This is a genomic window from Acidisoma cellulosilyticum, assembly GCF_020621385.1.
Classification (GTDB): domain Bacteria; phylum Pseudomonadota; class Alphaproteobacteria; order Acetobacterales; family Acetobacteraceae; genus Acidisoma; species Acidisoma cellulosilyticum.
The window spans coordinates 1-21,523 of record NZ_JAESVA010000020.1; the positions used below are offsets into that span (position 1 = coordinate 1).

The window sequence follows — 21,523 nt, forward strand, 5'->3', positions numbered from 1 at the left end:
CGCCTTTATTGCGCATAGCCTCGACCGAGGCCGGAGTATCGATAATACCCAGCTCGTTCTTCCTAGCCCTTACCCCAGTCAGGAGGTCATCAAGGGACAACCGGATCATGGTTCTCGCTCACATTCGGACCGAGCAGGGAGAGGTCGCCCCCTTCCTGCCTCACTCACTTTCGTAAATAGGGAATGTCGGGGCTTTCTGCGAGCAGAAACATGGTTCTCGCCATCCCGCGGCGTGGTGATCAGAACGAGCCGGTCACGGTCAGGAACCTTGGGTGAGCCTGGGGCAGAGTATCGCACCTGCCGCCGGTTGCCGGAAATATTGCTGCATTGGCCGGCCTGAGATGGTACGTTCCGAACATGACCCAACCCACTGTTTTTACAGAGACGAAACAGAGAAACCTGCGCCCCTTTCAGCCGGGGCAGTCGGGGAATCCCGCGGGGCGTCCGAAAGGCGCCAGGAGCCGCGTCACCGAGAGCTTCCTCAGGGCCTTGGAGGAGGATTTCACGGAGCATGGAGCGGCGGCGATAGCGGCTGCCCGCCAAAGCGATCCGGTCGCCTATATCCGGATCGTCGCGTCCTTGGTGCCCAAAGGGTTTGAAATTTCTGGTGAGGTTGCGGTCAAGCGCAAGCTCGAAGACATGAGTGACGATGAGCTTATGGCCATCATCTCAGGCGTCGGGCTGACTGTCGCGGCTGAGGTCGAACACGAGGACTGAGGGCGCCTTATCCGCACACCTCGGACACGTCCATCATGCAGGCGTGCGCGAGGGCATTTCTCGGGACATCGCGCGTGTGCGTGAGCCCCGGCGTTTTCGGACCAGTATGCGCGTGCGCGCGAACCCGATGAGAAGGGTCCGCTTATTGTGCGGACCCTTGGTGAAAGCTTCCACTGCCATCAGACGTTCCCCTCGCTGCCGTAATGCGGCGGCTGCTCGAACATTCGGACCAGCAGCGGATTGAAGCCGCGGGCGTTGTCGAGGAGGTGTTGGGCGCGCCGGGTGTAGTGGGCCCATTCCTCCGGCCGCCCCTGTGAGCCGCAATAGGCTGCGGCGTGGCTGTTCAGACGCCATAGCTCGACGAGTTCCAGCACTGTCACCGGAACGGCGCTCAGGCCTGGGATTGGATGCTGCTGCACATAGGGCCGGCCCCATTGGTCGTGGAGGATCGGAGCCGGCGGTGGCGGTGCGAGGGATGTCGTATCAGTCATAGTCGATGCTCCTGAACGGGTTCGAGGCGGGCGAGCCGAAGAATGGTTTCCATCGGTGTCGGGAAAAACGGCTCCTGATGGGTCTGGACGCCTTTCCAGCCTTCCGGGGCCTCCTCCACGCGTTTTATCGTCATCCCGGCCCTGTGGACGTGCCAGAGCCCCAAGATGGGCATCGTCGCAGTTGCTTCGTCAGTGACACGGGGAAGCATCCAGCCCGGCGGCACGCGCTCGACGCGGCCGGCCGGAAGCATTTCAGGCTTCATGGTGGGCTCCGGTGATGGTGGGGACGGTAGATCGGGCTGCAGCGGCTCGACCTCAAACCGGGCCAGCGGGCCCAGCTTGGCGGTCAGCCAGCTTTCGGGATCAGCGCAGGTCGAAGGGTCGAAGATCGCTGTTGAGGGCTGAGCCCTGGCGCCGGCCAGTTGGTAGGTCGCCCGCTTCCAGGGTCCGTCATCGCTGTATAGTAAGGTATTATCTTTACAGGTTTGACGGACCCTGGATCTTCGAAGCGCCAGGTCCGCGGCGTTATGGCTGGGCCAAAAATCAGGAAACGCCGAGGCTGCATGCCGGGCGTTCCGAAGGATGATCCCGGCCGCAGCCATCATCTGGTCGTCCGGCGTAGGATCGAGGTCCGCGAAGGCGATGGTTTCTGCCACCGGCGTCGGCACCGGCACGTCCGTCATGACGAGGACATCGAGCGGGTTCTCAACCGTGCGGTTAACGCCGCGGCCGCGCCCAATGATCTGGAGCAGCTCGCCTTCGCAGATCTGCCAGCGGATGGCCTCGGCTATGGTGTCCGGATGGCGTTCCGCCTCAATGGCGTCGGCGTGGCCGGCAAGACGCTCGCGCACGGCGTCACCGCGCTCATACCAACCGCCGGCGAGCTTCTCGACGGCAGATCCCATCAGAGCTTCGGCCAGGCGATGGACGGCGCCCGGGCTGGGCGCGGTGCGGCCGACGACGATCAGCGCCCGGATGCCATCCCTGTCGGGCTGCGGGCCCCACTCGTCACGCCCTGACACGGCATTGTGGTGGGCGACTTCGACATTGGCTGGGAGCGGCCCGAAACTGGGGAACGCTTCCTTCACGCGCTTCTGCGCCACGATCAGCACGCGGCCAGGCGCATAGCTGCGCGCCTCGCGGCAAAGGATGGCGTGAACGGTGCGGAGGTTCTTGCACCGGCGCTTCGCGATATCGGGCCGGGCTTCCGCCTCTGCCTCGTCAAGCGGCTCAATCATGCTCTTCGACAGCGCGCGATCGACTATCTGGCGCACGTGCTGGTGTGGCGCCTCGGCCAGCAGCTCGGCGGTCAGTTCGACCTGGGGCCAGTAGGGACGCACCAACTGCACATCCATCGTGGCATCGAGCAGCAAGGTCGGCACCTGCCAGCCCTTGCGCACGTCCCGGCGTCCCTTGATGTGCAGGACACGCACCAGCCGCGCCTCTTCGTCGGGTTCTGACGCGAGAGACAGCCAACCGGACACCTGCGGGCCACCGTCGCGCAGCAGGGCGACGACAGCGCTCCACATGCGGGCGACACGCATGGTCTGCGCGTTGCCTCGGGCTGAGCGGGCTCTCTCCTTTCGCTCCTGGTTGGACAGGCCCGGGTGCAGATCAGGATCGATCAGCCGCCGCCATTCGAGCCGATGGGCCTCGGTGGCATTGTCATGGTTCAGGTCGCCATGCATCGCCTCGCGCTGCAGCGGGCCGTCTTCCTGGCCTTGCAGGCAGTCAAGCAACCGGGCGCGCAGGTAGTGCAGCCGATCGGTGTCAATCTGCAGCGTGGCGCCCTCGGCGGTCAGGATGCGATCGGGCTGGCGTAGATCATCGATGGTTATGCCGGTCGGTCGGCCATTCGCGCCCTCTAAGCCGTCCGCCCAGCAGGATTCGTCAACGACCAGAAGCGCCACGTCGCCAAGGGCTCGGGGCTTGGACAGGAACAACAGGTCGTGCGGAACAATCCAAAGATCTGCCTTTGCCCGGCGCTGCCGCTGATAGCCGCATTCGGTATAGAAGGGGCAGCAGATAGGGTCTTGGCCCTTCTCCTTCTTCCGGCATGCCGCCTGCTGCACGTCAACACCGGCTTCGCGCGCCGCGGCCACAGCTTCGAGGTTGCGGCACATCTTGGTCTTGAGCTTGTCCGCGATCGTGGGATCTCGCGCATCCTCATGGTCCGGGTCAGGCGCGCTCATGCCGCGCCAGACCTGGGCCGTCAGTCGGCTGCCGCGCTCTGCGGCAATGGTGTTGAAGAGCTGAGCCTGTTCATCCGCCAGCTTGTGCGTCGGCACGGCCACGACGATGACGCGCGTGTCGCCAACCATCCGCATCGCTTCCAACCGGCGCGCGGCATAGCGGTAGGCGGCACGCGTCTTGCCGGCGCCGACATCAACGCGGATGGCATGGACAGGCGGAGGTTGGTCCTTGCTCTCCTCGTGGTCCGCTTCCCAGGTCTCCGCGGCATCGAAAAAGTCCGACACGGCGACATCGAGCGCCTGGCGGACGGCGGCGATCGGCTGGCGGCGGTTGAGCACGCGCCCCGGATTGATCGTGCGCTCGATCCGGTCCTGGACGGCAGCAGCGCCCGCCTCCTGGATTGCGTCGTTGAAGTCGCTCTTGTCGAAGCGGCGGTTTTCCCAGGGCGTGGCGATCAGGACGGCCCGGCCACCGCGTGTCCAATCGGCAACGGCCCGCTTGAGCGCCGTATCCGCAGGAGCGTGGCGTCGATCGTCATCACGACAGATGACGAAGGGGCGCCCAATTGGGGGATCCAATTTGCGGAAACTGCCAAGGGCAACCCATGTCTCGTGACCAGTTGCCGCCCATACCGAGAGACCCGTTTCCGGGCCCTCCGCTGCCAGGACCGGTCCCTTCGTATCCCCGGGCAGCCTGACCATGGCGCCATCGCTGACGCCGTTGGTCTGTTTGACGGCCGGCAGCTTCCTGGCCAGCAGCTCTGCCTCACCGATCTTCCTGGCCTTGGCGTCTAGATAGACGCGCTGGACCGCCTGGACCTCGCCACCGGCCGCCGTGGCAACCAGCAGCAGGCTTCGGCTCGGCTCATGATACCGGACGGCTTCTGGCCATCCTTCGCCGGGTGCGGGAATGCCCCGCGTCTCGATCAGATAGCGTTCCGCTACGGTGCCGCCGACGGGCACGGATTCCGCATGAAGACGCCGGGCCAGGCCGACGCGCTTTGCCGTGTCCTCATCTGCTTACCTCTGTCGCTGCTCGCGTTTCGCGGTCCGGGCAGCCAGCACGTTTTCGCTGATCGGGCGCGGCACATAGTCAGGCACATCCCAGCCCAACCAGTGCTTCGCGAACCTGATGGCATCGCCAAGCCCGCAGGACCGCCCATGCATGACGAGATCGAGGATGCCACCGCCGCGGCCACTCTTATGGGTGAAGAAGTCACCGCGCGCCCGGCCGCCATGATCCTCGATGACAAGCGCGACCGAGCCTTTCGAGCCCCATCGCCATTCCCGACGCCGGCGTGTGTCGGCATTCGGTGTACCGAGCAGGCTCTCTGCCAGTTCCTCAAGCCGCGCTGAAAGCGCTTCCTTGAGAGTGTCGAGGTCACGGCCCGGCGCGTCGGCTGCGATCTTGTTCAGCCACGCGCGTTGCTTCGCGCTCAGGGTGGCGCGAGACCGGATCGAGCCGATAAACTCGCGCTCGCGCGGCGACAGATGCTCTTCGTGAGACAGGCAGACCGCAATCAAGCCACGCCAGTCTGAGCCGTCCCCCTGTTCTGGTTCGGTGAGGCTCACCAGGCGCGCCGGCCCCGGAGTTGCTCCGCGATCTGCGTCACCTTCTGCCATTGCCGCGGAGAGACAGAGCTGCGGGCGAGCATCTGGCGAAGGAATTGCTTTTCCCAATCGCTGAGCAACCCAGGATATTGAAGGCTGGCCGTAACCAGGGAGCGCCAGCCCTTGTGCTCGTCCGAAACTGCTGGCGGGGGGACCTTACGTTGGTCCTGAGGGGAGAGATCAAGCACACCCTCCTCCAACCATCGTCAGGATCTGCTTGGCGGCCTCATCTATCTCAGACAGATTGCGGGAGCGAACGGTGACAAAGCCGCCGGTGTCTAGGCAATTGACCAAGGGGGCGAGCAAGTCCGCTGAGAGTGGCAGCAGCCCCGTCTTCGGCAGCATCAGGATCAAGTCAGGCCGGGTATCGCGAGGATCAAACTCAACTTCGGCGTCACAGATGAGGCGCCCATAGACGAGTCGCGACATCAGGGCATTAAAGGATGCCGAGCGCTTGCCCGCGACCAGCCGCCCAAAAGGGGCGAAGACCGCGGCGCTCATGGTTGCGGGCCTTGCTTTCCGGTGCCGTTGCGCCTGGCTGAACCCGGTTTGGCTAACGCCTCTGGGCCGCGTCGTTGGAGCTCTGCTTTGAAGACCTCAGCAAATTGCACCAACTCGGCCTGGGCGCGCTTGCCATAGCGCCAGAACCGCGCACCGTCGTTGAGCTGCCGAGCAATCGCGTAAAGCGTCTTGGCATCTAAGTTTTCGAGGCCCGTGATGGTTAGCGTGGCGTGGCTGGCCTTTTCCTTGGGCGTGCCATCGGTCATTGCGCGGCATCCCGAAGCTCTTCAGCGTGGCGAGACAGGCGTTCGGCAATGAGATGGTGTCCGAGAGCAAGCTGAATATCAGCCTCTCGGTCGAGATCACGTGCTGTGATGGCGAGATTAACCGTTGGCGCGAAATCACCCGCGCGGAGGTCAATGAAGGAACGACGTCTCATCATTCCAGGCTCCTTTTTAGAGCCAATCGCAAACGACGCTTGATTTCGCCTGAGACTTTGCTAGATTCCGGCCTGTTGTAGAGCCGTCAGCGTTAAGCCTTCAGAGAAACCCTGCACTTGCCGTTGCAACCGGCATGTTGTGGGGTTTTCTATGCGGTGATTTTCTTGGAAGAACGGAAATCAGCAACGGGCAAAGAAGCTAGATACTGCTTCAAGCTGTCAGCACGGATCAGCGTGCGCCGGCCGTTTTTCACTGCGACAAGCCGCCCCTCGGACATGAGACGATAAAGGCTGGTGCGCGCGACGCCGCTGACTTTTATTGCCGCGGGGATGGTGTAGGCGAGAGGTTCTATGGTGTGGATCACTGCGACATTGCTCCGGTTCTTGGTGAACACGGAGGAACTGTGTCGTGATATTTTCACTCAGTCCTGATCATTCCGCTCAGGACTGAGCACTTTCAGGACTAAGTTCCGAGCTGTCGATGTTATGTCGGTTTCAGGGCCTTCGTGATCTGACTGACTAGTCTGGTAGTCTTGCTGGCGGACAACCCCTTTCCCACAGCCTTTCCGGCAAGGGCACGAGCGGCATCCATTGGATTTTTATATATCCCTGAATGAATGCCTATCAACGCTTCTGTAATTAGGGGTGAGTCGGGTTCTCTGTAGTCAAGACCAGATGGTTTGCGCGGCAATTTATGCGGTTTGCCACCTGTGCTCGGCTGTAAAGCCGACCATTTACTGAATACCTCGCTCACAGTTTTTCCGGACAGCAAGGAGGGATCGCGCTGAGGTGCTCGCGGCGGTTTACGCCCGAAGTGTTCAAGATCTGCCCGTGTAGCGACGGCTGAAAAGGGTTCGTAACCGTCGCTTTGGCGCTCTATCTCCGCAGATGCAGCCGCATCAACTTCGCTACTGAGCTCAGTCTCAACTTGGTCGACTCCTTCTTCGGCAAACGTTTGCGGTTCAACGGGATCATCATCAACTATCGTCAACCCAAGGCAGGAGAGAAGTTCATCCGTATTTAAGTAAATGCGCGCAGGAGAATCGATGAGCAAATCTCGGTATCCAACTTGGCTCATCAGAATTGACGGCTTTTCTTGCGAACCATCTTTGAAGACATCATAAAGGGCTGGCTGTATTCTCCAGCATCGAGCAGGGATCGGCAGCATTTCTCCTGAGAGCAACTCTCTGGCCCAACTCCTTATTAACCCAGCGGCTAATTTCTCGCCGATAAGATAAGTCGCGGTAGCTTGGTTGGGATGGCCGATGAAATTGAATTCGTCCTTATCCTGATCGAAGCCCCATTTCTTCGGAAGCTTCCCGTGAGCTCCCCATCCCGCGACCGCTAATGCGGCAAATGCTGGGGTCCAATAGCCATCAGGATCGAACAATATTTCGGCTCCAAATTATAAAGCCGAATATGCCCAATGTTCCTCTTTCGTTCAAGAGTGTTCCATGATGTTCGATGGAGACCAGATGGTGTGACGCGCCACTAGCTAAAGGTGGTTTGTTATCAAGCGATTGTATGCAACTATGTTCGAGCTCAAGCCCGTCGAGATGACGCCGCGAGGATCGAAATTATGGATGCTCAGAGTCCGAATAATTCGAGAACCCCCTGAGATGCAGGGGCGCGCTCTTACGGAAGCCCAGATCGGGCGCTTCCTTCAGCACCTTTCGATCACCGCGAACATTTCCGCGTCGGCGCATGCCGCGCACGCGTCTCGCTCGACCGTCTATGCTCGCCGCAAGTCAGATTCTGACTTCCGAATTTGTTGGGACGATGCGCTTGAGGAGGCCCTCGATGCACTTGAGGCCGAGGCACGGCGCCGGGCGTTCGTCGGTTACGACGAGTATGTGACGTGCAAGGATGGCCTTATCTACGACGCCGAAGGCAACGTCGTGACGCAGCGTCGCTACAGCGATAGTCTCATGAAACTGCTTCTGGGCGCTTGTCGCCCCGAGGGGTTTCGCCATCGGCTGTCTGCTGAGTCCAATGGGCTGGACGGCAAAACCTCAGGCCCCGCGATAATGAACATGATGATCGGCGCACCCTTATTGGTAGCCGGAAAACTCAGCTTTCACTGCCCGTCGCGATGACGACGCATAGGAACAGACAATGGCAACTTTCACCGCTTCCCCGATCACCAGCCCCGCGCCCACTGTCCAGTATGATCTGCCAAGTGATCTTTTGAATGCCCAAACGATCCAGCAAAACAATAACGCTCTCACGACGCAGGCTCAGCAAATCGCTGACATGCGGCAAGAGGTAAACCTGCGGCCCGGCATTGCCAGCGGTGATATGAATGCCCTCAGCCAATTGAACGCTATCGACCCCACCTTAGCTACGAATGCGCGCACGAATATCGTTGCCGATCAGCAGATGCCGTACGCCGTCGCAACGAGCCGCATCGCGCTACTGGGCAAGGTTTCTCAGGGTCTTCTAGCCGTTGACCCAGCCGACCGTCCGGCCGCCTATCAGACGGCGCGTGCGCAGCTCGGCCCGCTCGGCGCGTCGCTGCCGGAAGACTATCCCGGTGACGGCCCAACAAAACAGATGGCATTTGCGGGCCTGAATTCCGGGGACGCGGTCAATTATCTGAAGGGCATGATTGTGTCTGGCCCGACCTCGTCCGGAGGTGCAACGCCTGCCGCAGCCCCTACTTCTGGCTTGAATGCTCTTACGGCCTATGCCGGTGCCATCGGCAGCGCGGAAAGCGGCGGCAATCCAAACGCGACCAGCACGACATCGTCGGCGGTTGGGGCCGATCAGTTCTTGGCCGGGACGTGGGAACAGGAACTGGCAACCCATCGCCCCGATTTGGTGGCTGGAAAGACCCAGGCGCAGATCCTCGCGATGCGGAACGATCCGAACCTTTCGGCCGAAATCACGAACGACTATGCGCAGGATAATTCGTCGGTGTTGGGTCAGCACAGCATCCCAATCACGCCGGCATCCCTCGCCGTCGCCCATCACTTTGGGCCGCAGGGGGCGGTTGATCTCTATGCGGCCGAGAACAACAACCCGAATACGCCGATGACATCGATCGTTTCCTCGGCCGTCATCAAGGCAAACCCCAGCCTAGCGAACCAGACGGTGGGGACTGTTCTGGGTAGCATCCGGACGCAGATGGCGGGCGTCACTCAGCCGCCGAACACTCTTATCGCCAGCATGCCGACTGCGTCTGGGCCGCCCCCCGCGCAGGGGGCTTCGCTGCCGCCGACGATAGCGCCAGGCTCTCCTGATGACACCAGCTCAGGTCAGGGGTCGAGTTCGGGGGCGACTACGTCCTACACGCCACCGGTCGCTCCCGGTGCTGGAACAGCCCAGCCTCTTCCCGCGTCGACACCGACAGGAATTCCGGCCGGGATCACGCCTCTGCTCCATGGCGACGGCAGCCCGGCCGTTGCGCCCAATCAACCGGGCTATCAGCTCGGGAAGGACGCGGGCGGCAATCTCGTGTCGTTCCCGATGCCGCGCGGCCCAGCCGACCCGGCCGTTGTGGCTCAGCAAGCGCAGACTAAGGCGGCAGCAGATGCCGGATACCAGATAGTCAACGGTCAATGGGTGGCGATCCCCGGTGGCCCCGCTGATGCGTCTGTCATAGCGCGGAATAAGGGCGCAGCGGCTCAAGCGACCGCGGCAGCGGACGGCCCAATCCCAGGGGGCGCGGCTGTCGCTCCTCCGCAACAACCAGGAGGCGGACCTTTCCCCCTGCCACCGACCGACCCTTACGCAGGTCAGAACAACAACGCGGCCTTGGCCAAGAGGATGAACGATGACCGGACAGCAGCGAACGATGTTGTCGCGGCAGACGCTCCGATCATCCAAAGGAATGTGGATTCCATCCAACAATTGCAGCAGTTCCGGCAGTTGAATAGCCAGAACACTACGGGGCCGAATGCCGAAAATGTTACTAACTGGGCTGCTCGTGCCGTAGCGCCTGGCTGGTTCGGCAGCAACCACGACTATGCGACCATGGATAAAATCACTGCTCAGCAGCAGGTCTCTAACCTGCCGACCACCTTCAGCAGAATTGATTTGCCAATAATCAAAGCCTCTCAGGCTGCCCAGGTTGGAACAAACAAGCCAAGGGAAACCAATGAGAGCGTTGAAAACACTCAGATCGCAGGTGCGCAGCGCGACATCGCTCTTCGCACGGCCCGCGCTCAGTGGGTGCAGCAATACGGCACCCTTAGTGGGTTTCAGCAACTGTGGAATGATTACAACGACCATGTGCCGACCCTTGCGTGGGGCACTTCGCCGGGGTCGATTGTCGTAGCAACCGGTCAGCCGTCGTTTCAAGCTTGGACAACAGCTCGGGCTCCCGGTGGGCGGTATAATCCGGCGTTGGCTTCTGTTCCTGACAGCCAGTTGCAGGGCGCTCAGCAACCGCAACAGCCTCAGCCGCAACAGGGACAGCCGCCGCAGATGCAGCAGGCAGCATCCCAGCCGCAGCCTGGAACATCTCGGCGCCCCGGAGCCGTCTATCACGTCGCAAGCGCGGCCGATTACGCCAGCGTTCCTGCTGGATCTCAATATGTCTCGCCGGATGGCGTTATGAGGGTGAAGCAGTAATGGCCGACGCATCGCAGCCCTGGCTGAATGATCCCATTGTTTCGCAGCCGTCGCCCGCAGCCGTGGCCGCCGCTCAGCCCTGGTTGAAAGACCCCGTCGTTTCGCAACCGCCCCCGGCGCCGCAACAGGCCGACGTTCCGGTGATCGACGTGGGCGGCTCGGCCAACGCGCCTATCGGCCAACCTGGATCCGGCTATGCGCTGTCGAATGTCGGTGGCGGTGGCGGGAATGTAGGGACTGCCGCGACGGTTCCTGCTCAGCCGCCTGCAGCGTCCCCCGCGCCCCCTCAGGGTCTGCCACAGCAGGCGTCTATACCCGTCACGCAGGCACCTGCCACAGCAGCGTCACCGATTCCTCCCCAGCAAGCTCCGGTGATTTCTAATCCGCTGGTTCGCCCTTACCCCGCGCCTCCAATTCAAGCGGGGAGCGCCCAATCTTCTGTCGTGCCGGGAGTGCCTGGGCCGCAGCTTATTGCGCCTCAGCAGCCGGGCTCGCAGACACCTGGGCCCATGCTCATCGGCGGCAGCCCCGCACAACCGCCGCAGCAACCGCAGGGCGGTGCGCTGCAGGATGCGTCAGATGCCGCGTTCGCCAGCCTTGATAAGATCCCCGGCGTTGATGAGGTTGGGGCGGCGACGGATGCCGCTCTCGGCTATCTGGTTGGCCAGGGTAGCCAGGCGCAGACCTTCGGCCAGCGCTATCAGGAAAACCTGCAGGCCAATCTTGCCCGGTTGAACTCGATCCCGGCCATCATCCGCGTGCCCGCTGAGATAGCTGGCAATGTCGGGGCAGCAATAGCGGGCGGGGGCGTTGTTGGTGTCGGCGCCGATGCGCTGGCAAGCGCGGTCCCGGCCGTCGCGCCCACGCTCAACGCGCTGTCGAGCCTGCCGGCGCTCATTCGCTATGCCGGCGCAGGTGCCGTTCAGGGCGCGGCGCAAGGGGCATCGGACGCTCCGACGAATGCTGACATCGTGCCGAATGCGCTGACAGGTTTCTTGCTCGGTGGCACGGCTGGTGCGGCGCTTCCCGCTGTCGGCAGCACGGTTGGAGGCGCGGCGCGCGCCGTGGGTGCATATGCGGCCCCGATGCTTGGCCGCTCCAATGCGCTGACCGACGCTGCCGGCAATATAGTTCTTGGCCAGTCCGGCCAACCCGTCATGGCTACGGCCAATCAAGCGCAAATGGCCGGTCGCCAGATCATCAATGCAGCCGATGACCCGGATGCGGTGCGCTCGGCACTTGCCGGCGGCCCGAACGAGATCGTGCCAGGCTCGACGCCGACAACATTTCAGCAGACCGGCGACATGGGTCTCGGTGGCCTTGAACGTGCGGTCGCCACCCGCAGCCGGGGTAAATTCAACCAGACGGTCGCCAACCAGAACAGCGCGCGCCTCGCGTCGCTCCAGCAGATGCGCGGAACCGGCGATCCCGATAAGGTTCGGGCCGTCGTCCGTGCTCATCTCGATGCCATCGACAAGACCGTGTCGGACCTCCAAGCACAGGCACCCTCTGCAAGTGCTCGTGTGGCTCAGGCAGGTGATGCGCAGATCGGGAGCGCTCGCGGCGCAGCCGACCAAGCGAATGCGGGTCTTGGCGGCCAGCAGACGCCCGAAACCTATGGTGCCGCCATGCGCGCACAGCCCAATGCCGCGGAACTGGCCGGCCGGGAACAGGAGACGGCGCTGTGGAATGCCGTCGATCCTGAGGGCAAACTGGTCATGGACGTGACACCAATCCGCAAGGAGGCGAAAGCGATCCAGGATGAGCACACCAAATCGGCGGCGCCACTCAGCAGCGCGGAAAAACAGATCTTTGGTGTCGCGGCGTCTTACCGTGCGGGTGAAAAATTCAAGGAAGTCAGCGATTTGCGGCAGAACATCAATGCCGCGATCGCCCGCGAACTGGAGCACGGTCGCACGCCTGCCTATGCCCGCTTGTCCCGCTTCAAGAAAGCTGTCGACAATGCTATCGATAGCGCCGTTGAACGCCATGCGCAGCGCGAGGCTCAGGCGGTTGCCGAAGGCCGGATGCAGCCGGGCAATACTATCGCGGCAAGGTTGCAGCGGGAGAATGATGCACATGCCACCCGCGCCTCGAATACATCCGGACGCCAAGGGCAAGGAAGCAGTGGCGCAATCCCTGGCGCAGGTGGCGCCAGAGAAACAGATAGAGTTTTTGGCGGGCGTGGAACAGCGAGCCAGGGCGCGGGGCGACCAGGAGATGCTGGACGCCATCCGGGATTGGCGGCTGGATCAGCAGCTCAACGGCCCGGTCCCTCCCTCCTCACCTTTCTGACGCAGCGCGGCGGCGTCAACGACCCGGGCGGTGATCTCGCTGCCATGGATGCCGGCCTGCAGCGCGTTGGCTTCGCGCGTCGTAATGGCGGCCTCTCCCTCGACTATGCGCGTGAGGCGGCTGAAGAAGCCGGCTATCTAAAGCCCGGCTCCTCCACGAATGATCTGCTGGAAGCGATCCGCACCGAGCTGTCTGGGCGCAGGGTCTATCCGCCTGAGCAACAGGCGGCTCTCGACTTGGCGACGCAGGCCTCCCGCGAATCCGACCAGCATTCGGATGCGATGATCGGCGCCCGCGAGGATGTCCGCATGGCGGCAGACCATACCGGCATCAGGTTGACGCCGGCCGAAACTGACCATGCGACCGATCTGGTGATGCGTGGCATGCACCCCTATGACGCGATCGATCATGCTGTGCGCTACGGCGACCAGGCGGCACTGACACGCGACACATCGCTGCAGCAGATGGGACCGGCGGGTGTGAAGCCCGGTGCTGAGCAGGGGTTGCTTGCGATGCGCGAACCGCCGGGCGATTTCGATGGTGCCCCACAGGTGAATTTCGATGCTGATGCAGCCGGCCGTCTCCGCAGCGCCGTCGATTTCAGCAATGCGCATCATCAGCGTTTCATGGTGGGCTCCGTTGGCGACATGCTGCGCCGCAGCCCGCAGGGCGGTTTCTCAAGATCCGACGCCAGCGTGCCTCAAGGCATCCTGAAGCCTGGCGCCAGAGGGCGCGAAGCTCTGAACGCCTATGACGCTGCCGGCGGCGATATGACGGCCGCTCGCGACGCTCTCGCCATGCACGCGCGCCTGAACGCCATCAAGCCAGATGGTTCCCTTAATCCGGGTGCTCTTTCCCGTTTCCGCCGCAATTACGGGCGCGCGTTGTCTCACCCTGCCATGCAGCCGCTCAACCAGGCGCTTCAGACAGCTGAAGGCGCAGAGCGTGCGGTAGGTGAAGCAGCCACGCGGGCAAAGGAAGCTGTCATTGCCCATGACCAACAGGCGGCCGCACAGATCCTCGCCGCCAAGCAGGTTGGCAGCCAGTATCGCGCATCGGTCGCCGGCCGGTTCGAGCGAGCCAATGCGCCCGATGATGTCGTGCGCCAGATCGGCGCGCTATTCGGAACACGCAATTCAACCAGCCAGTTCGCTGACCTCGCGCGCCTGACCAAGGGCAACAAAGCCGCAACCGATGGCGTCCGCCGAGCCATCGTGCAGCATATGGAGACGCATCTTATTTCCAACACCGAGGCCGGCACTTCAGGCCAGGGGAGGATCGCGGCGAACTCCTTTCAAGATTTCATGCGGCAGAACCAATCGGCCCTGCGTCAATTTTTTACCGAAAACGAAGTCAACACGATGGATCTCCTCGGCAAGGACATCCAACGGTCCCTTCGTTCCCGCGATGCCATTCGCCTGGCCGGAGAGTCGAACACGCCCGGCGATCAGGCCGATGAGATGAAGTTCACCCTCGCCAAGCGCATTGGTAAGGCTATCGCTGCTCAGACCTTCGCCACAGGTGGCACTCTCGGCATCATGGGTGGCGAGGGCAACGCCCTGACAGGCATCATGGTTGGAACGAGCGCCGCCATCGCGCGGGACGTGATGGAGTCTTTTCGCAACGCCGGTCTCCGCAGGGTCGATGATCTGGTAACCGAGGCGATGCTTCACCCCGAAGTAGCGCGCATCCTCATGTCGAAGGTCACACCCGAGACCGAGCCACGCATCCTTCGCGCGCTCTCTCATGCTGTCACGCGCGCCGCGGCCGTAAACTTCGCGGGTCAGGCCAACGAGACGGGATACAATGCTCCTGCCCCTGATGCCGGATGGGTTCCGCCTGCGGAGCAAATGAATGCGCTGTCGTCGCTTACGCGATGAACGGGTTGCCCGTTCTGACCTAACCGTTTCCCGGCCGCGGGGTCGTCTTCATGCGGCTTGTCCCACCCACGGGGGAGATCAACGCCTTAGCGAGACTGGTATTCTGACCGAACGCACGGGATACCAACGCAATCGGTTGTTCGTCGCGACGGAAGCTCTATCGGTCATCAATCGACCGTTCGGGGAGCCGCATGTTTTTCCAGCCGGCTAATTGCCCTTTCGCTTCTCTCGTTCGCATCATCGAGAGACACCTCGGCGACCTAATCGGAAGATTACTAAGGGGAAGGGTGCCGGGGGAAGCGTAACAGCTTTCCCCCACCCTGAGAGAGCCGCCTGAAGGCCCAGTCACCTCATAGATGTAGCGGCGCGTTTCAACCACGGCAGCCTCACCATCAATTTCATGTTAATCTTGAAATGAATAGCGTAACGTCCGGTGCAGAGGCCGGAGTTATTGGAGGATACCGTTTGATTACGATCGTCGCCTCCCGGGCGCAGGTTCGCGCATCATGACCGTCATCTCCAGCGCGACAACCATCAGCACCACCCAGACCGGCGATACAGTGGTCTCTGGCGGCACCTTGACGGTGGCCAGCGGCGGCGCAGCCGTCACCACCACCGTCAGCAGCAGCGGCGCTCTGGTGCTGCAGGCCGGCGGGACTGCGAGCAACACTGTCGTCAGCAATGGCGGTCTGCTTTTAGGATCCGGCATCGACTCTGCGACCACTGTCAATTCCGGCGGCCACGACTACGTCTTCGCCGGCGGCGTCGCACGGGGGACCATCCTCAATTCCGGCTCGGTCCAATTTGTCTTGTATGGCGGCGCGGCAAGCGGCGCGACGCTGGTCAGCGGCGGCGAGCAATTCATATTCTCCAGCGGCGTCGCAAGCGGGACTATCGTCAGTAATGGCTCCTTTGAACTGGTGGAGCTGGGTGGCGTCACGAGCGGTGGCGTGTTGAGTTCCGGCGGCCTACTCGGGACCTCCGGGCGCGCCGTCGGCGTTACAGATAGCGGCATCCTGGAGGTCCTCGGCGGCGGGACTGCGAGCCACACGATTGTAGCAGCCGGCGGCTCTGAAATTGTCACCCTCAACGGCAATTCCATCAGCACGACCATCGACCGCGGCGGCACGCAAGTCGTTGCTGCAGGCACTTCGTTTGGCGCGATCGTCAACAGCGGCGGCTTTGAAGTGGTCGCCGCCGCCGGATCGGCGACGAGCGCCACAGTCAACGCTGGGGGGGTGCTGGAGATTGTCATCGGCTCCTCGCTCGACACCGTGGTGAACGGCGGCCTGGAATTTGTCGGGTCAAGCAGCCTGTCGGTCAGCGCCACGATCGGCGCCGGCGGCGTCGAGGTGGTGCAATCGGACGGCGCCGCCCGCGCCACCACCATCGCCGGCGGCGTGCTGGAGCTGGAGCCCGGCGCAATCACCAGCGGCGGTGTGCTATTCACCGGCAGCGGTGGAGTAATGAAGGTTGACGGCGCCAGCGCCATCCCAGCCTCCAGCGCCGTTCTGTCCGGCTTCGCGCCCGGCGAGAGCATCAATCTCGCCTTCGTCACCTCCGCCGCGGATGACAGCTTTACCGCCGCCGGCGATACGCTCACCGTCACAGCAGGTGGCACGAGCTACGTCTTCACGGTCGATGGCGCGGGGGATGAGAGCTTCCAATTGAGTGCCGCGACCGACGGCAGCCTGATCGTGGAGGCGGCTGTCTGCTACTATCCCGGCACGGGCATCCGTACGCCATCCGGCGATGTCGCTGTCGAAAGCTTGAAGATCGCCGACGATCTCGTCCTCGCGGATGGCCGTGTGATGCCTGTGCGCTGGATCGGCCGGAACACCGTCTCGACCCGCTTCGCCGATCCCCTGCGGGTCTCGCCGATTCGCATCAAGGCCGATGCTCTGGCGGACGGCCTGCCCGGGCGCGATCTTCTCGTGTCACCTCAGCATGCGGTGCGGATCGATGCGATTTTGATCCAGGCGGGCGCCCTGGTGAACGGCCTCTCGATCATTCGGGAAAGCGACGTGCCCGAGACCTTCATCTATTACCATATCGAAATGCCAGAGCACGCGTTGATTCTGGCCGAGGGGGTGGCGGCGGAAAGCTTCGTCGATAATGTCAGCCGCATGGCCTTCGACAATTGGGACGAGCACGAGACGCTATATGGCGACGCGCCGATCACGGAGATGGCCAGCCCGCGTGCGCAGTCCCATCGCCAAGTGCCAGTCGAGATTCACGCGCGGCTGAACGAGCGCGCGGCTATGCTATTCGGCTCGGGGCGGTCGGTCGCGGCTTGATCCGCGCGACAAAGGCAACGCAATCTCAATAAAAGACCTGCCAAGGTCTGTACCCAATCAATCTCTTGAAAGCTGTTTAGGCCTGTGATTCAAACTCTACGGGTTCGGAGATTGGAGCAAGGCGAACGAGTTTTGGCTGAGCGACGCACAGTGGACGGCGATTGAGGTATATTTGCCAAAGAACCAGCCTGGAGCGCGGCGCGTTGACGATCGCTGCGTGATCAGTGGAATTATCCAGGTCATGAAGTCGGGATGCCGGTGGCGCGACTGCCCCCAGTGTCGAGATTGCTCCCCTGGCGAGCCGGGACATCCTTCACCTTGGAAATCCCGAGTTGCGACTTGTTTTTGACCCAAGTTCGACTGGTCGATGATTGCGAGGCCGAGGACTCTAGCGGGAGAGTGCCGCTGCCTTCACCTTGGGGGAAATCGGCGGCCGGGACGGTTGAAGGGTAAGACCCCTGCCCCCAACCTCGACCTTCGCATCCGGGTAGACTGCCAGCGCCAGGTTGAGGTTCTCGACGAAGACCGTCCGGAAGTGATCAAGGCGCGTGACCCCTCCCCCGAACTGGGCGTGCAAGGCCTTCCAGGTGATCTCGCGGTCCGTGGAGAGCACATGGAGCCGGTAGGCAAGCCAGCAATAGATATCCAAGGCCATGGAATGCCGGTTGATCGCTCGGATCGCCGCGTCATCGACGGGAACTGGGTGCCGTTTGAGCTGCTCGAAGAAGGTTTCTGAAAGCCGGACAGTTTCGAGGAACCCTGAGGTATTTCGAGTCGCCCCGCCAGAGTCCTCACTTTCGTTCCCGGCAGAGTCCTCACCTGGATAGACGGAGGTCTCGCCAAACATGGCGGTATCGACGATGTGCTGCTGGATAAGGCCTTCCTTGCCGGCGGAATGCAGGTGGAAGGAGATCCGGCAGCGGGTGATGCGTTCTGCCTGCTCACGGATCGACTGGATGCTCTTACCGCCAGGCGTAATGCCCATTTTCCCAAGCCAATCTCTCAGGCTCTTCCCGAGCTCGACCGATCGACTATTGGTCTTCAGAGCCTCGCTTTGCAGATAGAGCATGATGAGACGCGCCCGAGAGCCGTAGGGCACGCCCACTGATACTGGCGGCCCAGACGGCATGGTCCGACGGCCGGGCTCTACCAAGAGTGTTACCCGTTCGGTGCGGAGCTGCCAGGGGGCATCATCGGGAAGGCGCTTGTGTGGAAGCGCTGCTTGAGCCCAACCTGAGAATAGGAAGGCAGTTCCGGCCTCTTCGTCTGCGAGGAAATTGGCGGCGACATCGACCACTCGCCTGTCGAAGTCGAACAGGAGGGTCTGCTGGCGGCCTTTCTGGACCAGAAGATCGTGAACGGTTCCCATCGACTCGGCTGTCCCATCTCTCAAAACCAACTTTGGCGGATCGAGCAGGATTTGTCGCTGAGGACTGTGGCGGGGACAGCTTCTAGGGAAGGGATATTTGGTTAGTCTATTAGTATGTCCTGGTAGAGTCCTCGGGATAAGTCGGTGATTTCATGGGAAAGTCGCGAGTCGTGCAGTGTGCCTGTTCCCGCGAAAGTCCTCATCCTCTCCCGCTATAGTCCTCACCCCGGGCCGGCTCAGAATGCCATTTGCGAAACATGGCCGGTCGCTGGTGAAAACACGACTCGTCCAGTTCGCGGCGCCCGCAGGCTAATTTCTAATATCAAATACGGCGTTACGTGCAGACATATCGGCGTAAAGTCACTTCCGTCGCGGTGTTCGGTCTTCCAAGTCTGCCTCTGCAACCGCAATGCCAGCGTCACGGAGCGCGTGGCTGACGATCTGCTTCATTGTAAGCCCCCTATCCTTCGCGGCTGACATGATGGCGTCGATCGTCGAGTTGCGAAGGCGGAGATTGAGCGTGGTCGCAGGGTCCGGCGGCGGTGCGGCCGGCGCATGCGAAGCTGGAGCTGCATAAGCCCCCTCCCCTGCCCCGATAGGCTGTATTGGCGCCGGTTGGTGGACGATCTGTGCCGGTGGCTGCTGAGGGGCCGTGCTGGTGGCGATAGCCAAGGCCTCTTCAGGAGATGGCCGGCGCGCTTTCAATGGTGCCTTCATGTGCGCACACTCATACGTCGTTACGTGCGAACGTCGGTATCCAGCCCAACTTGCTCAGCTCTTCGATGAGAGCCGAAACTTCGGCCGCGGCCGGCCCGGACGTAGGCAGCCGGCCTGAATAAGACATCTCACCGTAGGCCACGAGATCGGATAGCGAGCCGGCCAGCCGCGGCAGCTTGGCTCGATCAGCCTCAGCCTCGGCATGCTTGGCCAGCGAAGTGCGGCGCACACGGTTGAACAGAACCCGCGCCGGGATATCGCGACGCGCCGCACGAGCCAGGCCGTCTACTAGGCGGATGGTCTTCTCGGCCTCGGTGATGTCGGCTTCGCCAGCCAGCGTCGGCACCAGAACAGCGTCGGCGGAGGTCATGGCGACTGTGGCTGCCCGGTTCCCGAAGCCGGCAGTGTCGACCAGCACCAAATCGGCGGTTTCGGCCTTTGTGCCAATCAAATGAGCGAGCTGCGTCTCATCCGGTTCGGCGAAAGTCTCAAAGGCAGGGCCTTCATAGGTGGAGGTGGCCCAACGAGAGAGGGCTTGCGTGGGATCGGCATCCAGAACGACCAGTCTACACTGGCCCGCAAGACTGCCGGCGAGCACCTGGCAGAGCGTTGTCTTGCCAGGGCCGCCTTTGCTGCTGGCAACGGTAAGCACCGTCATGCTGATGTTCCTACGTCAGAGCGTCGTTACGTCTTGACGCAGAGAAGACATTACATGCGATTCGGGTCAAGCAGTGGGAGCGGCGCACGGCGAAACGCGACGTCTTAAATACCGACCAGATGAACGGCAATACGACGTTACGTATCACCGAACCTACGATCTTACGTAATATGCACTTGTCTCTCTTATCCTTGTCAGAACCGAGTTGGCTCAAGCGGCAAGCTCGCCTTCGTTTTGCGGAGCGTCGAGACAGGGCAGGGGAGGGGGCACGATATTTCGTGGTGCGTCTATACGCACCATCGTGTGGATGTAACGATGATAATTCGACGTTACGTATAACCGTAAAACACTAGGCGACGCCACGTCATTTGGGCGACTTCAGATCCAACTCTTTTAGGAGGGCAATTGCACGGTCCAGACGCTCGCGGGATTCCCTCAAGCGCGCCCGTTCTATTTGGGTGCCTGCCCGGGCCAACTTTTTTCGACGGACAACCATACGCGCGTCCTCTAAAGCTAGTTCCGCCTCCGCGACTTCGCGCTGAGCTGCGTTCAGAGAATTCGCTTTCATGGCATTCGCTGATCCCGTTTCGAGCAGTTGTCCTGCTTCTGAGATGGAAAATAGGGATCGTATGCAAAAAGAAACATCCCCCTCCTTGATTATTCCAAAAGGGCGATGCTGGAGGGGAGGGGGCATTGCGGGACCGTCCGCGGCGACCGCCGGCAGCATCATCAGGACGATCTTACGTGCAATCGTCGTTACGTATAGCCGATCAAAAACCGATGTGTGATTCGGGTCAAAGCAGGAGAGGGGAGCGGGTGCTCGCGTTATACGGAATGCCAGCTTTGGCAGCGGATCTTCCCCTTACCGCCGACATTATGCATGCTCGGGGAAAATAATCGGGGACGGTCCAGTCTATGAAGATCACCTTCACATATACCTTCTACAGGCCGTCGCAGGTTGGCGCTGGCTCTTCCCAGTTTACCCTCGACAGAGAGGTGGAAGTAGCAGGCGCTCCGACTGATAGCGGCTACCCCGCATACGCTCAGCTCGCCCAGGCGGAAGCTGCGTTTCGTGCGTGGTTCGCCTCTTCTGTGCCTGATGGGCGTCTCATTTCCCGAGAAGCGAAAAGCACTGACAAAAGCATCTTGTACAGCACCTATCGCTGCGCACTCCCTTTGTGAGAGCTTGAAGCTGCAAAAACCGTTACGGCGCTACGTCGTTACGTGATGCTGGCATTGCTTATCAGCGATGCGTTTCATTTATTGCACTTAGAGGTATTCTTACCCTATCTAAGCATCGAAGGAGACAAGCTATGACCCTCTCGATGCTTCAGACGGTTGAGCCCAGCAGCATCTCAGAGACCGATAAACGCGCTGCTCAGGACGCTAGCCGTGCGCTGGCCCAGCTCAGCGGCCGCGGCAGTGTGCATGTTGAGGCCGAGGCCGCAAACGGTTCCCATCAGACTTTTGTCCTGCCGGCTGCGGCCGTGCGCCTGCTGACGGACATGCTTGTGCATCTGGCAGATGGTCGAGCCGTGTCCGTCATGCCCGAGAATGCCGAACTCACGACGCGCCAGGCCGCTGACATACTGAATGTCTCGCGGCCGCATTTGGTGAAGCTGATGGGGGAGGGGGCTGTCGCCTTCCATATGGTTGGCACCCATCGTCGTCTGCTTCTGGAAGACGTCATCGCCTTCAAGGCGCGCCGGCATCGGGATACTGGCCGTGCCATGGACGAACTCGCGACTGAGGCTCAGGAACTGGGTATGGGCTATTAACCT

At 61.7% G+C, this 21,523-nt stretch carries 17 protein-coding genes; 7 read left to right on the plus strand and 10 right to left on the minus strand.

The features are described 5' to 3' along the window. The first annotated feature begins 357 nt into the window (after positions 1 to 357). The gene (locus ACELLULO517_RS27415) at positions 358 to 717 is read left to right on the plus strand and encodes a DUF5681 domain-containing protein (RefSeq protein ID WP_227310720.1); all 360 of its coding nucleotides are present in this window, start codon (positions 358 to 360) and stop codon (positions 715 to 717) included. Positions 718 to 896: 179 nt separating this feature from the next. Here the strand turns inward: ACELLULO517_RS27415 and ACELLULO517_RS27420 are convergent, their stop codons facing one another. The 8 genes from ACELLULO517_RS27420 to ACELLULO517_RS27455 form a co-directional block, all read right to left on the minus strand. Further along, positions 897 to 1,208 (minus strand): hypothetical protein, encoded by a 312-nt coding sequence (locus ACELLULO517_RS27420; protein ID WP_227310721.1) that lies wholly within the window; start codon positions 1,206 to 1,208, stop codon positions 897 to 899. Further along, positions 1,205 to 4,390, minus strand: coding sequence for a DUF7146 domain-containing protein (locus tag ACELLULO517_RS27425; protein ID WP_456304411.1), 3,186 nt, complete (start codon positions 4,388 to 4,390; stop codon positions 1,205 to 1,207). The genes ACELLULO517_RS27420 and ACELLULO517_RS27425 overlap by 4 nt, the downstream gene beginning before the upstream one ends. Before the next feature lie 30 nt (positions 4,391 to 4,420). Continuing rightward, entirely contained in the window at positions 4,421 to 4,972 is a 552-nt protein-coding gene (locus ACELLULO517_RS27430; protein ID WP_227310723.1) for a hypothetical protein, read from the minus strand. A gap of 219 nt (positions 4,973 to 5,191) precedes the next feature. Continuing rightward, on the minus strand, positions 5,192 to 5,512 hold the full coding sequence (locus tag ACELLULO517_RS27435; RefSeq protein WP_227310724.1) for a hypothetical protein: 321 nt from the start codon (positions 5,510 to 5,512) through the stop codon (positions 5,192 to 5,194). Then, on the minus strand, positions 5,509 to 5,778 hold the full coding sequence (locus tag ACELLULO517_RS27440) for a hypothetical protein (RefSeq protein ID WP_227310725.1): 270 nt from the start codon (positions 5,776 to 5,778) through the stop codon (positions 5,509 to 5,511). The genes ACELLULO517_RS27435 and ACELLULO517_RS27440 overlap by 4 nt, the downstream gene beginning before the upstream one ends. Then, the gene (locus ACELLULO517_RS27445; RefSeq protein WP_227310726.1) at positions 5,775 to 5,954 is read right to left on the minus strand and encodes a hypothetical protein; all 180 of its coding nucleotides are present in this window, start codon (positions 5,952 to 5,954) and stop codon (positions 5,775 to 5,777) included. The genes ACELLULO517_RS27440 and ACELLULO517_RS27445 overlap by 4 nt, the downstream gene beginning before the upstream one ends. A 146-nt stretch (positions 5,955 to 6,100) precedes the next feature. Continuing rightward, positions 6,101 to 6,346, minus strand: coding sequence for a helix-turn-helix domain-containing protein (locus tag ACELLULO517_RS27450; RefSeq protein ID WP_227310727.1), 246 nt, complete (start codon positions 6,344 to 6,346; stop codon positions 6,101 to 6,103). Between the two features lie 89 nt (positions 6,347 to 6,435). Continuing rightward, positions 6,436 to 7,341 (minus strand): hypothetical protein, encoded by a 906-nt coding sequence (locus ACELLULO517_RS27455; protein ID WP_227310728.1) that lies wholly within the window; start codon positions 7,339 to 7,341, stop codon positions 6,436 to 6,438. A 142-nt stretch (positions 7,342 to 7,483) separates the two neighbouring features. Between ACELLULO517_RS27455 and ACELLULO517_RS27460 the strand changes: the two genes are divergently transcribed. The 5 genes from ACELLULO517_RS27460 to ACELLULO517_RS29140 all read left to right on the plus strand — a co-directional run bounded on the left by ACELLULO517_RS27460 (position 7,484) and on the right by ACELLULO517_RS29140 (position 17,347). Next, positions 7,484 to 8,047, plus strand: coding sequence for a hypothetical protein (locus ACELLULO517_RS27460; protein WP_227310729.1), 564 nt, complete (start codon positions 7,484 to 7,486; stop codon positions 8,045 to 8,047). 19 nt (positions 8,048 to 8,066) lie between these two features. Continuing rightward, on the plus strand, positions 8,067 to 10,526 hold the full coding sequence (locus tag ACELLULO517_RS27465) for a lysozyme family protein (protein ID WP_227310730.1): 2,460 nt from the start codon (positions 8,067 to 8,069) through the stop codon (positions 10,524 to 10,526). Positions 10,527 to 11,035: 509 nt separating this feature from the next. Further along, positions 11,036 to 14,701, plus strand: coding sequence for a hypothetical protein (locus ACELLULO517_RS27470; RefSeq protein ID WP_227310731.1), 3,666 nt, complete (start codon positions 11,036 to 11,038; stop codon positions 14,699 to 14,701). Between the two features lie 506 nt (positions 14,702 to 15,207). Further along, the gene (locus ACELLULO517_RS27475) at positions 15,208 to 16,998 is read left to right on the plus strand and encodes a Hint domain-containing protein (RefSeq protein ID WP_227310732.1); all 1,791 of its coding nucleotides are present in this window, start codon (positions 15,208 to 15,210) and stop codon (positions 16,996 to 16,998) included. Between the two features lie 136 nt (positions 16,999 to 17,134). After that, positions 17,135 to 17,347, plus strand: coding sequence for a transposase (locus ACELLULO517_RS29140; protein ID WP_406566303.1), 213 nt, complete (start codon positions 17,135 to 17,137; stop codon positions 17,345 to 17,347). Between the two features lie 39 nt (positions 17,348 to 17,386). Here the strand turns inward: ACELLULO517_RS29140 and ACELLULO517_RS27485 are convergent, their stop codons facing one another. Both ACELLULO517_RS27485 and ACELLULO517_RS27490 read right to left on the minus strand, forming a co-directional pair. Then, positions 17,387 to 18,367, minus strand: coding sequence for a replication protein RepA (locus tag ACELLULO517_RS27485; protein ID WP_227310733.1), 981 nt, complete (start codon positions 18,365 to 18,367; stop codon positions 17,387 to 17,389). A gap of 727 nt (positions 18,368 to 19,094) precedes the next feature. Then, complete coding sequence (locus ACELLULO517_RS27490) at positions 19,095 to 19,742, minus strand: ParA family protein (protein WP_227310734.1); 648 nt, start codon at positions 19,740 to 19,742, stop codon at positions 19,095 to 19,097. Positions 19,743 to 21,055: 1,313 nt separating this feature from the next. Here ACELLULO517_RS27490 and ACELLULO517_RS27495 point away from each other — a divergent pair. Then, the gene (locus ACELLULO517_RS27495; protein ID WP_227310735.1) at positions 21,056 to 21,520 is read left to right on the plus strand and encodes an excisionase family DNA-binding protein; all 465 of its coding nucleotides are present in this window, start codon (positions 21,056 to 21,058) and stop codon (positions 21,518 to 21,520) included. The last annotated feature ends 3 nt before the right edge of the window (positions 21,521 to 21,523 follow it).

Coding starts and splice junctions, on each gene's coding strand:
- ACELLULO517_RS27470 (WP_227310731.1), top strand. CDS start 11,036: ATGCTCATCGGCGGCAGCCCCGCACAACCGCCGCAGCAACCGCAGGGC.
- ACELLULO517_RS27465 (WP_227310730.1), top strand. CDS start 8,067: ATGGCAACTTTCACCGCTTCCCCGATCACCAGCCCCGCGCCCACTGTC.
- ACELLULO517_RS27490 (WP_227310734.1), bottom strand. CDS start 19,742: ATGACGGTGCTTACCGTTGCCAGCAGCAAAGGCGGCCCTGGCAAGACA.
- ACELLULO517_RS27415 (WP_227310720.1), top strand. CDS start 358: ATGACCCAACCCACTGTTTTTACAGAGACGAAACAGAGAAACCTGCGC.
- ACELLULO517_RS27495 (WP_227310735.1), top strand. CDS start 21,056: ATGACCCTCTCGATGCTTCAGACGGTTGAGCCCAGCAGCATCTCAGAG.
- ACELLULO517_RS27440 (WP_227310725.1), bottom strand. CDS start 5,778: ATGACCGATGGCACGCCCAAGGAAAAGGCCAGCCACGCCACGCTAACC.
- ACELLULO517_RS27445 (WP_227310726.1), bottom strand. CDS start 5,954: ATGATGAGACGTCGTTCCTTCATTGACCTCCGCGCGGGTGATTTCGCG.
- ACELLULO517_RS27420 (WP_227310721.1), bottom strand. CDS start 1,208: ATGACTGATACGACATCCCTCGCACCGCCACCGCCGGCTCCGATCCTC.
- ACELLULO517_RS27475 (WP_227310732.1), top strand. CDS start 15,208: ATGACCGTCATCTCCAGCGCGACAACCATCAGCACCACCCAGACCGGC.
- ACELLULO517_RS27435 (WP_227310724.1), bottom strand. CDS start 5,512: ATGAGCGCCGCGGTCTTCGCCCCTTTTGGGCGGCTGGTCGCGGGCAAG.
- ACELLULO517_RS27485 (WP_227310733.1), bottom strand. CDS start 18,367: ATGGGAACCGTTCACGATCTTCTGGTCCAGAAAGGCCGCCAGCAGACC.
- ACELLULO517_RS27460 (WP_227310729.1), top strand. CDS start 7,484: ATGTTCGAGCTCAAGCCCGTCGAGATGACGCCGCGAGGATCGAAATTA.